At 73.0% G+C, this 13840-nt stretch carries 11 protein-coding genes; 2 read left to right on the top strand and 9 right to left on the bottom strand.

Annotation, left to right across the window (positions count from 1 at the left end; all coding sequences use genetic code 11):
• Positions 1 to 47: 47 nt before the first annotated feature.
• From A3Q37_RS26075 to A3Q37_RS26060, 4 genes are all read right to left on the bottom strand, one after another.
• Positions 48 to 845, bottom strand: coding sequence for a carbon-nitrogen hydrolase family protein (locus A3Q37_RS26075; RefSeq protein ID WP_065488069.1), 798 nt, complete (start codon positions 843 to 845; stop codon positions 48 to 50).
• A 184-nt stretch (positions 846 to 1029) separates the two neighbouring features.
• A complete protein-coding gene (locus tag A3Q37_RS26070) occupies positions 1030 to 1488 on the bottom strand; it encodes an Lrp/AsnC family transcriptional regulator (RefSeq protein WP_065488068.1) in 459 nt (152 codons plus the stop codon).
• A gap of 116 nt (positions 1489 to 1604) precedes the next feature.
• On the bottom strand, positions 1605 to 3062 hold the full coding sequence (locus A3Q37_RS26065; protein ID WP_065488067.1) for an aldehyde dehydrogenase family protein: 1458 nt from the start codon (positions 3060 to 3062) through the stop codon (positions 1605 to 1607).
• 165 nt (positions 3063 to 3227) lie between these two features.
• Entirely contained in the window at positions 3228 to 4694 is a 1467-nt protein-coding gene (locus A3Q37_RS26060; protein ID WP_065488066.1) for a GuaB1 family IMP dehydrogenase-related protein, read from the bottom strand.
• A 297-nt stretch (positions 4695 to 4991) separates the two neighbouring features.
• Between A3Q37_RS26060 and A3Q37_RS26055 the strand changes: the two genes are divergently transcribed.
• Positions 4992 to 6068 carry a terpene synthase family protein gene (locus A3Q37_RS26055; protein ID WP_065488065.1) on the top strand — a complete coding sequence of 359 codons (1077 nt, stop codon included), beginning with the start codon at positions 4992 to 4994 and terminating at the stop codon, positions 6066 to 6068.
• A 65-nt stretch (positions 6069 to 6133) separates the two neighbouring features.
• Here A3Q37_RS26055 and A3Q37_RS26050 read toward each other — a convergent pair whose 3' ends face one another.
• From A3Q37_RS26050 to fmt, 4 genes are all read right to left on the bottom strand, one after another.
• Positions 6134 to 7129, bottom strand: coding sequence for a sugar-binding transcriptional regulator (locus A3Q37_RS26050; RefSeq protein WP_065488064.1), 996 nt, complete (start codon positions 7127 to 7129; stop codon positions 6134 to 6136).
• Positions 7130 to 7262: 133 nt separating this feature from the next.
• Positions 7263 to 7946 carry a ribulose-phosphate 3-epimerase gene (gene rpe / locus A3Q37_RS26045; protein ID WP_065488063.1) on the bottom strand — a complete coding sequence of 228 codons (684 nt, stop codon included), beginning with the start codon at positions 7944 to 7946 and terminating at the stop codon, positions 7263 to 7265.
• 148 nt (positions 7947 to 8094) lie between these two features.
• The gene (locus tag A3Q37_RS26040) at positions 8095 to 9528 is read right to left on the bottom strand and encodes an RsmB/NOP family class I SAM-dependent RNA methyltransferase (protein ID WP_065488062.1); all 1434 of its coding nucleotides are present in this window, start codon (positions 9526 to 9528) and stop codon (positions 8095 to 8097) included.
• 127 nt (positions 9529 to 9655) lie between these two features.
• Entirely contained in the window at positions 9656 to 10588 is a 933-nt protein-coding gene (fmt, locus tag A3Q37_RS26035; RefSeq protein ID WP_065488061.1) for a methionyl-tRNA formyltransferase, read from the bottom strand.
• A gap of 312 nt (positions 10589 to 10900) precedes the next feature.
• Here fmt and A3Q37_RS26030 point away from each other — a divergent pair, with 312 nt between their 5' ends.
• Entirely contained in the window at positions 10901 to 11467 is a 567-nt protein-coding gene (locus A3Q37_RS26030; protein WP_065488060.1) for a hypothetical protein, read from the top strand.
• Positions 11468 to 11580: 113 nt separating this feature from the next.
• On the opposite strand, the gene A3Q37_RS26025 is transcribed toward A3Q37_RS26030, so the two are convergent.
• Positions 11581 to 13725, bottom strand: coding sequence for a primosomal protein N' (locus A3Q37_RS26025; protein WP_065488059.1), 2145 nt, complete (start codon positions 13723 to 13725; stop codon positions 11581 to 11583).
• Positions 13726 to 13840 lie beyond the last annotated feature (115 nt).

The raw sequence follows: 13840 nt of genomic DNA, 5'->3' as shown, positions 1-13840 counted from the left end.
GGTACGGACTCCTTGCGCGGTACGGAAGTTCAGGGGAGAGGAGGGGCTCAGGCGAGGGAGCCGTAGAGGCCGGGGCGGCGGTCCGCGAGATAGGGGTTGGCAGCGCGCGAGGCGGCCAGGAACTCCGGGTCCACCTCGCCGATCACGAGTTCCTCGCCGCGTCCGGCGCGGGTGCGGACCACCCCGTCGGGGCCGGCCAGGCAGCTGAGCCCGACGAACTCGAACTCCCCTTCCGGGCCGGTGCGATTGACGTACGCCACGTACATCTGGCTCTCGAAGGCCCGTACGGGGACCACGGATTCGGCGACGAACTGGAAGGGGTGCATCTGCGCGGTGGGCACCAGCAGCAGATCGGTGCCGGCCAGGGCGTGCGCCCGGACGTTCTCGGGGAACTCGACGTCGTAGCAGATCAGCAGGCCGATGCGGATGCCGTCGAGGTCGGCCTGGACGACGGTCCGCTCGCCGGGGGTGAACCACTCCTGCTCGAAGCAGCCGAACAGGTGGGTCTTGCGGTAGTTCGCGAGCCGGACGCCGTCGGGGGCGATGAGCTGGGAGGCGTTGAAGATCCGCTCCCCGTCGCGCTCCGGGTAGCCGTAGAGGACGGCGAGGCCGTGGCGTACGGCGATCTCGGCGATCGCTTCGGCGCCGGGTCCGTCGGCGGGCTCGGCCAGGACGGGCACGGCGTCGCCGATGGCGTATCCGGTGAGGAACAGCTCAGGGGCGACCAGCAGCCGTGCTCCGGCACCGGCGGCCCGGGCGGCGGCCTCGTCCAGCGTCTTCAGGTTCTCGGCGACGGCGCCGGGCCGTCCGGAGCTCTGGAGCAGGGCGGTGCGCAACGACGGCATGGCTGACCTCGGGCGGTGCGGGCGGGGTGGGGAGACGTATCGAAGGTACGTGGCCCGGATCGGCCCGGACAAGGCGCGAGCGTTGCGCGTCGACCGTTGATTCGTTGCGCGGGAAGGGCCTCGGGCAGCGAATCGTTGCGTCGGGCATCACCGCAGGTCAGCGGGGTGATGTGCGCCACCCGTCTCAGGCCGGCGGGGCCTCCGCGGAGTACCGGCGCAGCAGCGGCGAGAGCACCAGCACCGACTTCGTACGCTCCACGTACGGCTCCCCCGCGATGCGCTCCAGGACCTGTTCGAAGTGGCGCATGTCGGCGGCGAAGACCTGCACCACGGCGTCCGCCTCGCCGGTCACCGTGGAGGCCGAGGCGATCTCCGGGTAGCGGGCGAGGCCCTGCTTGATCGCGTCCGGGGAGGTGTTGCGGCTGCAATAGATCTCGATGAACCCCTCGGTCTCCCAGCCGAGCGCCGCCGGGTCGACCCGCACGGTGAAGCCGGTGATCGCGCCCTCGGCGCGCAGCCGGTCGACGCGGCGTTTCACGGCGGGGGCGGAGAGGCCGACGAGGGCGCCGATGTCGGCGTAGGAGCGCCGGGCGTCTTCGGCGAGGGCGTGGACGATGCGTTCGTCGAGGTCGTTCAGGCGCACGTCGGGCGGTTCACTATCTCTGCGGTGGGTCGGCTTGCGGGAGGCGGTGCGTGCCGCCTCCCGCAGTAGACCACGGGCCGCCGCTCCGGGCGCGCCCGGAGCGGCGGAACCGGCCGTCAGAAGGGGAACCGCGAGCGGCCGTGCTGGATGGAGATCCACTTCTGGGTGGTGAAGGCCTCGATCATCGAGTCGCCGTTGAGCCGGCCGAGACCGGAGCTCTTCTCGCCGCCGAAGGGGACGATCGGCTCGTCGTGGACGGTGCCGTCGTTGATGTGGATCATGCCGGTGTGGATGCGCTGCCCGATCCGTACGCCGCGCTCGATGTTGCCGGTGTGGACGGCGCCGCTGAGGCCGTACGGGGTGTCGTTGGCGATGCGGACGGCCTCGTCCTCGCCGTCGAAGGGGATCAGCAGGGCGACGGGCCCGAAGATCTCCTGGTGCAGGACGGGCGAGTCGGCGGCGAGGCCGGTCAGCACGGAGGGGCTGACGAGGTTGCCGTCGGCGCGGCCGTGCAGGAGGGCCGTCGCCCCGGCCGCCACGGTCTGGTCGACGAGCTTGGAGACGGACTCGGCCTGCGAGGAGTTGATCAGCGGGCCGATCTGGGTGGCCGGGTCGGCGGGGTCGCCGACGGTGAGCGATGCGACCTTGGCGACGAACTTCTCGGTGAACTCGGCCTCCACCGCGCGGTCGACCAGGATGCGGTTGGCGGCCATGCAGACCTGGCCCTGGTGGACGTACCGGCTGAAGACCGCCGCGTCGACGGCGTAGTCCACATCCGCGTCGTCGAGCACGATCAGGGCGCTGTTGCCGCCGAGTTCGAGGACGGCGCGCTTGAGGTTCTGGGCGCAGACGGTGGCGACGTGGCGGCCGACCTTGTCCGAACCGGTGAAGGAGATGATCTGCGGAATGGGGTGCTCCAGCAGGGTGTCGCCGATCTCCGCGATGTCGGTGATCACGACGTTCAGCAGCCCGGCGGGCAGCCCGGCGTCCTCGAAGACCTTGGCGAGCAGGGTGCCGCCGCAGATCGGGGTGTTCTGGTGCGGCTTGAGGACGACGGCGTTACCGAGGGCCAGCGCGGGCGCGACGGACTTCAGGGAGAGCAGGAAGGGGAAGTTGAACGGGCTGATCACGCCGATGACACCGGCGGGCACGCGGTAGACGCGGTTCTCCTTGCCCTCGGTCGGCGAGGGGAGGATCTGGCCTGCGGGGCGCAGGGCGAGCTGGATCGCCTCGCGGAGGAACTCCTTGGCCAGGTGCAGTTCGAAGCCGGCCTTCAGCCGGGTGCCGCCGAGCTCGGCGACGATCGCCTCGCCGATCTCCTGCTCGCGCTCCTCGACGATGCCGAGCACCTTCTCCAGGACGGCCCGCCTGCTGTACGGGTTGGTGTCCGCCCACGCCTGCTGGGCGCGCTCGGCGGCCCGGTAGGCCTGGTCGACCTCGTCGGCGGTGGCGACCGGGATCGAGGCGAGCTTCTCCCCGTCGAACGGGTTGAAGTCGATGATGTCCCAGGACCCCTTCCCCGGCCTCCACTCGCCGTCGATGTACTGGTGGGCCAGGTCAGTGAAGAAGGACATGAGATCCCTTACCGCAGAGAGGCAGGCAGCTGAGTGCGGTTCATATTACTTAGTTTTCAACAGAGTTGAAGCGCGTCCCCGGCCACGCGGGCAGGCCGGAAACGACCCCGCCCCCTCCGGCGTGGAACAGCCGGAGGGGGCGGGGTCGTTGCGGCGCTCGGGGTATCAACTCCAGCTGGCGTGCAGCGGCTTGCCCTCGGCGTAACCGGCGGCGCTCTGGACGCCGACGACCGCCTTCTCGGCGAACTCCGCCAGCGAGCCGGCGCCGGCGTAGGTGCAGGAGGAGCGGACGCCCGCGATGATCGAGTCGATCAGGTCCTCGACGCCCGGGCGGGCCGGGTCGAGGAACATCCGCGAGGTGGAGATGCCCTCCTCGAAGAGCGCCTTGCGGGCGCGGTCGTAGGCGGACTCGTCCGAGGTGCGGTTCTTCACGGCGCGGGCCGAGGCCATCCCGAAGGACTCCTTGTAGAAGCGGCCGTCGGCGGACTGCTGGAGGTCGCCGGGCGACTCGTACGTGCCCGCGAACCAGGAGCCGATCATCACGTTGGACGCGCCGGCGGCGAGCGCCATGGCGACGTCTCGCGGGTGCCGGACGCCGCCGTCCGCCCAGACGTGCTTGCCGTGCTTCTTCGCCTCGGCGGCGCACTCCAGGACGGCGGAGAACTGCGGGCGGCCGACGCCGGTCATCATCCGGGTGGTGCACATGGCGCCGGGGCCGACGCCGACCTTGATGATGTCGGCGCCCGCCTCGATCAGATCACGCACGCCCTCGGCGGCGACGATGTTGCCCGCGACGATCGGCACCCGCGGGTCGAGGGCCCGCACGGCCTTCACCGCGCTGATCATGGATTCCTGGTGGCCGTGGGCGGTGTCCACGACGAGGACGTCGGCGCCCGCGTCCAGGAGCTGCTTGGCCTTGCCGGCCACGTCGCCGTTGATACCGACGGCGGCCGCGATGCGCAGCTTGCCCTCGGCGTCGGTGGCGGGGGTGTAGAGCGTGGCGCGCAGGGCGGCCTTGCGGGTGAGGATGCCGACGAGGCGGCCGTCGGCGTCGACCGCGGGGGCGAGCTTGCGGTTGGCGCCGTCGAGCTTGTTGAAGGCGTCGCGCGGGTCGATGTCGGCGTCCAGCAGCACGAGGTCCTTGGACATGACCTCGGAGAGCTGGGTGAAGCGGTCGACGCCGCTGAGGTCGTGCTCGGTGACGACACCGACGGGGCGGCGGTCGGCGTCGACGACGACGCCCGCGCCGTGCGCCCGCTTGGGCAGCAGCGAGAGCGCGTCGGCGACGGTCTGGCCGGGGGCCAGCTCGATCGGGGTGTCGAGGACGAGGTGACGCGTCTTGACCCAGGAGATGACGTCGGTGACGACCTCGATCGGGATGTCCTGGGGGATGACGACGAGGCCGCCGCGGCGGGCGACGGTTTCGGCCATCCGGCGGCCCGCGATGGCGGTCATGTTGGCGACCACGAGCGGGATGGTGGTGCCGGTTCCGTCGGGCGACGAGAGGTCCACGCCCTGGCGGGAGCCGACCGCGGAGCGGCCGGGGACCATGAAGACGTCGTCGTACGTGAGGTCGTACGGGACCGCGGGGGACTCTGTGTAGCGACCGGTACCCGGCTCAAGAAAACGCATAAGACTCATTTTTTCATACGAAACCGCGCAGGTCGTTTCCCCGAAGACACAGCAAAAGACCCCCGTGTTCGTCTGATCCTCCGAAGAGGCGGCCGGGGGTCCCGGGCAAGTGAACCTGCCTTACCCACGGACTGTACCCGAACGGTATTCGAATCATTCGTGATCACCATCCCTGGACCGGGTGACAAGGGGTCAGGTAGCTTCAAAGCCGCAGGTCTCGGGGGTGTCGGAAGCGTCGATCCGGCTCGTCGGCAACCCTGGGCACACCGTATGACCGGAGAGGATCCCGATCCGCCTGTGGACAGCGAACTGCCGGACATCTACTGCCCGTTCCCGCAGCGGACCAACCCGCACGTGGGGCACACCCGGGGGCATCTGGACGCCTGGACCAGAGCGACGGGTCTGGTCCATCGCGAGTCCGCGAGGAACCGATTCGAACAAGCCGATTTCGGGGCGTTCGTCGGCATGGTCTACCCGACGGCCGACGAGGAACACCTCGATCTGGTGGCCGACTGGTTCGTCTGGCTCTTCCTGGTCGACGACCAGCTCGACGACGGCCACCTCGGCCGTTCACCCGACCGGGTGAGAAGTGTGGTCGAACGGATGCGCGCCGTGGTCGACGGCTCCGCCCCCGAGCCGCTGCCGGGGGAAGAGGTCCCGGCCGCCGTGACCGCCCTGGCCGATCTGTGGAAACGTACGACACCGAACGCGGCCCCGCACTGGCGGACCCGGTTCGCCTGGCATCTGGTCACCTACCTCACGACCGCCACGACCTGGGAGGCGGGCAATCGCGCCGAGGACGTGGTGCCCTCGGAGGAGACGTACATCGCCAAGCGGCGGCACACCGGGGCCATCCACGTCTGCATGGACCTCATAGAGATCGTGGCGGGCATCGAGGCCCCGGAGTCGCTCCACAACGACCCCCGCTTCATCACCGCCCTGGAAGCCGCGTGCAACCACGTCTGCTGGGCGAACGACGTGTACTCCTTCGAGAAGGAGCAGGTGCTCGGCGAGATCCACAACCTCGTCCACCTGGTCCGCCACCACCGGGGCCTCGGGGAGCAGCAGGCGCTGGACCACGTCGCGGAGCGGCTCGCGATGGAGACCGAGCGGTTCCTGACCGCCGAGGACGAGCTGCTGGAGCTGTATCCGGAGCTGTCCGGGCTGCTGGTGCCCTACCTGGACGGGATGCGGAGCTGGATGCGCGGCAACCTGGACTGGTCGCGCCAGACGCCCCGCTACAACCCGGCGGACGTGGGGCAGTACGAGGAGCCCGAGGAGTATCTGGAGGAGACGGTGCTGGGCGTCCCGCACGCGCGCACCGAGGCCGCCGCCCCCGCCCCGTGCGCGGCCAAGGCTCCCCCGGCCGGCTGAGGGAGTAGCAAGGACCGAGGGCCGTGCACCTTGCGGGGTGCACGGCCCTCAGCGCGTTCTCGGGGTCACTCGCCGTCGGGGTCGGCCCGCTCCAGCGCCGGGCGGACGCCCGCCGCGGACTCGGTGAGCAGATAGTCGGCCGCGGCGGTGTCCGTGACCAGGCTGGTGACCAGGCCGGAGCGGAGCACCGCGCCGATCGCCGCCGCCTTGCGCTGGCCGCCCGCGATCGCGACCACCTCGGGGATCCGGCGCAGCCGGTCCGCCTCCACGGTGATGCAGCGCTCCCCGAGGTCGCGCCCGACCCGGCGGCCCTCGGCGTCGAAGAGGTGCGCGGACATCTCGGCGGCGACGCCGAGCGAGGCGTAGTGGGCGCGCTCCTCGTCCGAGAGCATGTCGTGGACGGTGGAGATGCCCGGCTCCCAGGAGCCGATGGAGACGGCGGCGACGGTGACCTTGTCGAAGTACTCGAAGGCGCGGGCGATGCCCGTCTGGTCGCGCAGCGCGGCGGCCGTCGCGGGGTCGGGCAGCAGCATGGGGGCGTAGATGGGGTGGGCCTCGCCGCCGGAGACCTGGGCGGCCCGGCGGACCGCCTCGACCGAGCCGCGCTCGGCGGTGCCCGCGTCGTACACCCCGGTCAGCTGGACGACCGTGCACGGCGGGAGCCGGTCGAGGGCGGCCGCCATGTGGATGGTGGAGCGGCCCCAGGCCAGGCCGAGCACATCGCCCTCGGCCACCAGTTCGCCCAGGAGGTCGGCCGCGACCTCGCCCAGGTTCTCCGGGTCGGGGGCGTCGTCCTGTTCCTCGGCCGGGGATTCGACGACCACCGCGTGCCGCAGCCCGTAGCGGGCGCGCAGGGCGTCGGAGCGTTCGGCGTCCAGCTCGGCCGGGACCCGGATCTCGATGCGTACGAGATCGCGTTCGAGGGCGGTCTCCAGGACCCGGGCCACCTTGAAGCGGCTCACGCCGAACTCCTCGGCGATCTGGATCTTGGACTTGCCCTCCAGGTAGAACCGGCGGGCCATGGCCGCCGCCTGCACCAGCTCCGCGGGTCCCATCCGCATGGCTGACCGACCCGCCGAGATGCCAGACACCGCGATCTCCTCACTGCTGTTCACACGCCCGATACGCCGTTCATCCTGTCAGATCCGGCGATCCTTGATCGGCCCTGTCGGACCGCGTTCATCTGCCCTTGGTTCAGTGGTCGCATGCCCAGGGGGCCGCGGCCGTCGCCACGTCCGCCAGGGCCCGCAGGTCCCGCACCGCCGCCGCCGGGTCCGCCGCCCCGTAGACCGCGGATCCGGCCACGAAGACATCGGCTCCGGCCTCGGCGCAGCGCTCGATGGTGGAGGCCGAGACGCCGCCGTCGACCTGGAGCCACAGTTCGAGACCGTGCTTGCCGATCAGCTCCCGGGTGCGGCGGATCTTCGGCAGCATGATGTCCAGGAAGGCCTGCCCGCCGAAGCCCGGCTCGACCGTCATGATCAGCAGCATGTCCAGCTCGGGGAGCAGGTCCTCGTACGGCTCGATGGGCGTCGCGGGCTTGAGCGCCATCGAGGCGCGCGCCCCCTTCGCCCGGATCTCCCGCGCGAGGCGCACCGGAGCCGCGGCGGCCTCGGCGTGGAAGGTGACGGACCCGGCGCCGGCCTCGACGTACTGCGGGGCCCAGCGGTCCGCGTCCTCGATCATGAGGTGGCAGTCCAGCGGGGTGTCCGTCGCCTTGCTCAGCGCCTCGACGATCGGCACGCCGAGGGTCAGGTTGGGCACGAAGTGGTTGTCCATGACATCGACATGGAGCCAGTCCGCGCCTTCGACGGCCTTCGCCTCCTCGGCGAGACGCGCGAAATCGGCGGACAGGATGCTGGGGTTGATCTGCGCCATGACCCAAGCCTGCCACGTCTCCGGCCGGTTCCCCGACTCGATGCCCTCCGAAGCCTCACACAGCCCTCACAGTCCGCACATTCTGGGCATTTTGCCAGCGCTTTGCCGTTCTTTTACCGTACGGGCGGGCGCGCTGACGCGGTGATATTCAGCCGGTCCGGCGCAGCAGAGCCAGATACATCGCGTCCGTGCCGTGCAGATGCGGCCAGAGCTGGATGTCGGGCCCCTCGCCCAGGGCGGACACCCCGGGCAGCAGCGGGCGGGCGTCGATCCACTCCGCCTCGACCGGCTCCCCGCCGCGCCCCTTGAGCACGTCCTCGACGACCACGCGGGTCTCTGCGAGATGCGGCGAGCAGGTGGCGTAACCGACCACACCGCCGACCCGTACGGCCTTCAACGCCTCGCGCAGCAGGCCGCGTTGGAGCGGGGCGAAGGCCTCCAGGTCCTCGGCGCGCCGCCGCCAGCGGGACTCCGGGCGGCGGCGCAGCGCGCCGAGGCCGGAGCAGGGCACGTCCATCAGGACGCGGTCGAAGGTGCCGGGCAGCCACGGCGGGCGGGTGCCGTCGGCGGTGATCACCTGGTACGGGCCGGGGTTGCCGGCGAGCGCGCGCTCGACCAGCCGGGCGCGGTGCGGCTGCTTCTCGGCGGCGAGCAGCGTCGCGCCGCGTTCGGCGGCCAGCGCCGCGAGCAGGGCGGCCTTGCCGCCGGGACCCGCGCAGCCGTCCAGCCAGCGGGTGTCACGACCCTCGACGGGGACGGCGGCCAGGGCGGCGGCGACGAGCTGGCTGCCCTCGTCCTGGACGCCCGCCCGGCTCTCCCGGACGGCCTCCAGCGCACCGGGCTCGCCGCCCTCGGCCATCCGGACGGCGTACGGGGACCAGCGGCCGGGCAGGGAGTTGTCCTCGCCCAGAGCCTTGACCAGCTCCTCGGTGGTGGAGCGGCCGGGGCGGGCTACCAGGGTCACCTCGGGCCGCTCGTTGTCCGCCTCCAAGAGGTCCTCGATGCCGGCCCGGCCGCCGCCCAGCGCGTCCCAGAGGGCGGAGACGATCCAGCGGGGGTGGGAGTGGACGACCGCGAGGTGGTCCTCGGCGTCCTCGTCGTACGGCGGGGCGACCTTCTCCACCCAGCCGTCGAGATCGTGCGCGGTGACCTTGCGCAGCACCGCGTTGACGAACTTCGCACGCCCCTCCCCCAGCACCACCCGGGCCAGCTCCACACTGGCGGAGACGGCCGCGTGGGTGGGGATACGGGTGCCGAGCAGCTGGTGGACGCCCATGTTCAGGACGTCCAGGACCGGCGGGTCGACCTCGCGCAGCGGCCGGTCGATGCAGGCCGCCACGATCGCGTCGTACGTGCCCTGGCGGCGCAGCGTCCCGTAGACCAGCTCGGTCGCCAGCGCCGCGTCCCGGCCGTCGAAGTCGCCCTTGGCGCGGGCCTTCTTCAGCAGCGGGGGCAGCACGAGGTTGGCGTACGCGTCCCGTTCGTCGACGGCCCGCAGCGCCTCGAAGGCGAGGAAGCGGACCGGGTCCTTCTTGGGACGGCGGTGAGGCTTGGCGGGACGGCGACGCGGCTGGTCGTTCACGTGAAAGGTGCTCCGCTGAAGGTGCTGAAGGTCAAGGGGCGAACCCTCCCAGCGTACGACGCTGTCCGCGGCCGCCCGAACGGCAGCCCGGGGCTCGCGGAACGCCGCCCCGGGCCCCGGAAGCCCGCTACAGGCCCAGCAGCTCGCCGTGGGCGATGCGGACGCCGCGCGCCCAGTCGGCGGCCCGCATCGGCTTCTTGCCCTGCGGCTGGACCCACAGCAGCTCGACGGCGTGCGAGCCGGTGCCCACGTACACGTTGTTCTTGGCGGCCGACAGCTCGCCGGGGGCCAGGTCCGTACGGTCCAGGACGGGGGTCGCCTGGATCAGCTTGAGCCGCTCGCCGCGGAACAGGGTCCAGGCGCCGGGGGCCGGGGTGCAGCCGCGCACCACCCGGTCGACCCGCAGGGCGGGGTCGGACCACTGGACCTGGGCGTCCTCGACGGTGATCTTCGGGGCCAGCGTGACGCCCTCGTGCGGCTGGGGCACGGCGTGCAGGGTGTTGTCCTCGATGCCGTCCATGGTGGCGGCGAGCAGCCCGGCCCCGGCGAAGGCGAGCCGGGTGAGCAGATCGCCGCTGGTGTCGGTGGGCCGGATCTCCTCCGTGAGGACGCCGTAGACCGGGCCGGAGTCCAGGCCCTCCTCGATCAGGAAGGTCGACGCGCCGGTCACCTCGTCCCCGGCCATCAGGGAGTGCTGCACGGGGGCCGCGCCCCGCCAGGCGGGCAGCAGCGAGAAGTGCAGGTTGACCCAGCCCCGGGCGGGCACGTCGAGGGCGGCCTTGGGCAGCAGGGCGCCGTAGGCGACGACCGGGCAGCAGTCCGGGGCGATCTCGCGCAGCCGGGCGAGGAACTCCTCGTCCCGGGGCTTCACGGGCTTGAGCACCTCGATCCCGGCCTCCTCCGCCCGCTCGGCCACCGGGCTCGCGACGAGTCGGCGGCCCCGCCCTGCGGGGGCGTCGGGACGGGTCACGACGGCGGCCACCTCATGGCGGTCGGAGGCGATCAGGGCGTCCAGGGCGGGGACGGCGACTTCGGGGGTGCCGGCGAAGACGAGCTTCATGGGTGGCTGACTGCCTCTCGGGCCAAGACGTACGGTGACGAGCAGCACACCAGTCTAGGGTCTCGGATCGGACCGGGTCCGGCCGCTCCCTTACGCGGACGGCAGCTCCCTCACGCGGGGGGGCGGCGATCCCTTACGCGGGGGCGGCGACCAGGGGGCGTACGTGCGCCGCGCACGCCCCGTGCATATGCACATACGCCCCGATAGCGTGACCACATACCCGGCTCGGGCGTTGGTCAAAGGAGATTGACCGAAGCGGGCCGCCCCGATTGCGGCCCGATCCCTTTCAACGCCGGTTCGAGAGGCTTCTTCATGGCCGACCACGCAACGCACGACGCCCAAGCGCGGGCCAGTCTGCATCTTCTGGTGCGGGACATCGAGCGGGTCAGGCGGCAGGTGGACGCGCTGCGCACCCTCACCGCCCAGCTGGGCAATGTCTACCGTCCGCGCCGCTCCGGCCCTTCCGCGGGCTTCGTCGTCTACGGCAGGGCCCCGGCCCCCACCGTCCGCCTCGCGCAGGAGCTGCGGGACAGCGTCGAGACCCTGGTGACGGCCGCGGTGGACTTCGACCGCTCGCTGGGCTTCTCCTGGGACGCGGTGGGCTCCGCCCTCGGTGTCACCAAGCAGGCCGTTCACCGCCGTTACGGAGCGCGCCGCGCCACCCCGCAGCCCGCCGCCGAGACGGGCGGCGAGAACACGGCCACGCCGCGCCCGGTCTCCGTCGGCACCGGCCTCACCGGATCCTCCGCCAAGGGGTCCGGCTCCCCGGTGCCCTCGGTCCCGGCGGCCCGCTCGATGCCGCCGCAGCCGTCGACAGCCCCGCAGTCGGCCCGCGAGGAGCTGCGCCCCGGCGCCTTCCCGGGCCCGCGCAACGGCTGACCGTACGTCACGCCCTTCTGCCCCACCGTGCCGGTCGCACGGCGGGGCAGTCCCTTGTCCGCCCGTCTGGGCCCGGGCCCAGACGGGCGGACATACAACCCGCGGGCACCGGCTCACCCAATGTCCGGCGGATCGATCCTGATCCGGATCGGGTCGCCCGCCCCCTTCGCCGTACGGGCCGCGAGCGCCTTCTTGAGGGCGCGGGCCAGCGCCGCCCCGCGCCCCGGGACCACCCGGATCAGGGCCCGCTCCCAGGTCTCGCCCGGCGGCGCGTCCCCCGGCCTGCGGGCTCTTCCGGGCGCGGCCGAAGGGGCCGGCACCGGGCCCAGGATCTCGGCCTCCGGCGGCAGTCCGGCGGTCCGGAGGAAGGTGGCCAGAGCCTCGGGCGGGCCGGTCACCGAGGCCATCCGGGAGACGGGCGGGAAGCCCAGCTCGGCCCGTTCCGCCAGCTCCCGCCGGGCGAACCCCGCCGGATCCCAGCGGACCAGCGCCTGCACCGCCCGCTCCGTCGGCTCGGCCACGATCACCACCGTGCCGCCCTCCTCCTGCCCCCGCACCAGCGCCGACGCCGCCAGCCACCGGCGCAGCGCCTCCTCCCCCGCGCGCAGATCGGGCCGCCCGAGCATGGCCCAGCCGTCCAGCAGCAGGGCCGCCGCGTACCCGCCATCGGCGACGGGCTCCGCGCCGGGTGTGGAGACGACCAGGGCCGGGGCGTCGGGCACCGCGTCGAGGATGTGGTCGCGCCCCGAGGTGCGGACGGGCACGGCGGGAAAGGCCCGGCCCAGCTCCTCCGCGGTGCGGCGGGCGCCGACGATCCGGGCGCGCAGCCGGGTGGAACCGCACTCCGCGCAGCTCCAGGCCCGCTCGGCCTGCCCGCACCAGGCGCAGTTCAGATCCTGCTGGTCCGGGGCCTCCAGAGGGCCAGCGCAGTGCCGGCAGCGGGCGGGGGTGCGGCAGCGTTCGCAGGCGAGGCGGGGAGCGTAACCCCGCCGGGGGACCTGGATCAGCACCGGTCCGGTGCGCAGACCGTCGCGTACGGCGCCCCAGGCGAGGCTGGGCAGCCGGGCGGAGCGGGCGGCCCCGTCCCGGGCCAGCTCGCCGTCCCCGACCGTACGGATGAGGGGCGCGGCCCGGCGCAGCCGCTCGCGGTCCGCGAGGAGCGGGAGCGCCCAGCCGCTCTCGACGAGCTGGGCGGCCTCGACCGTGCAGCCGGTGGCGCCGAGGAGGAAGCCGCAGCGGCCCTGGGCCGCCCGCAGCTCCAGGACCTCGCGGACATGCGGGAAGGGGGCGTTGTCGTCGCTGTGGCTGGAGTCGCCGTCGTCCCAGACGACGACGAGGCCGAGGTCGCGGACGGGGGCGAACATGGCGGCGCGGGTGCCCACGACCGCCCGCACCGAGCCCCGGCGTACCGCGAGCCACTGGCGGTAGCGCTTCTCGGGGCCGGATTCGGCGGTCAGCAGGGCGTGCCTCCCCGCGCCGAGGGCTTCGGTGAGGGCCGCGTCGACCCGTGCGGCGGCCCGGCCGTCCGGGACGACGACGAGGGCGCCGCGCCCGGAGGAGAGCGTCGCCGCGACGGCTCCGGCGATCTCCGCGGGCCAGTGCGGTCCGGGCAGGGCGGTCCACACCGCGCGCGGGGCGCCGCCGTCGGCCAGGGCGCGCAGGAAGGCCGGGCCCTGCCCGTACCGCTCCCAGGTGCCCGGCTCCGGCGGCGGGGGCGGCGGCAGCGGGTCCGGGGAGGGCTTGGCCTCGGCGCGGCCGTTGCGGGGCGGGACGGCGAGCTGGAGGACGTCGGCGAGGCTGCCCGCGTACCGGTCGGCGACGGCGCGGCAGAGGGCGAGCAGCTCGGGCCCGAGGACCGGCTCCGGGGAGACCACGGAGGCGAGGGCGGCCAGCGCGCCCCGGTAGTCGGAGTCGGCGCGGCGCTCGACGATGAAGCCGTCGATCAGGCCGCCGCCCTCGCGCCGCCCGCCCTGGACGTTGCGCCCGCCGGCCCCGAACCGGACCCGGACCCGGACGCCCGGCTGTGCGTCGGCGTCCAGCTCCTGGGGCACCGCGTAGTCGAAATACTGGTCGAGGTGGAGGACGCCCTTGTTGACCAGGACGCGGGCGACGGGCAGCTCCTCGGCGAGGGGCGCGCCGCGCCAGGTCCGCGGCTTGGCGCGCGGCACCTTGGCCCGGCGCACGGTCTCCCGGATCAGCGCAAGCTGCTCCGGCGCCCCGGCATCCGGTTCGGCGGACCGCTCGTTCTCGCTGCTCACAGCTGCATTCCTACCAGAGGGCACGGACAGTCCGGAGCGCGCCGACCGTCGCGGGGGCACGGCAGCGGGGCCCGGCCACCGCGTTCGGTGTCCGGGCCCCGCCGTCGCTCACTGC

The organism is Streptomyces sp. PTY087I2 (assembly GCF_001687325.1).
Taxonomy (GTDB): domain Bacteria; phylum Actinomycetota; class Actinomycetes; order Streptomycetales; family Streptomycetaceae; genus Streptomyces.
This window is presented reverse-complemented; position numbering and strand designations above follow the sequence as displayed.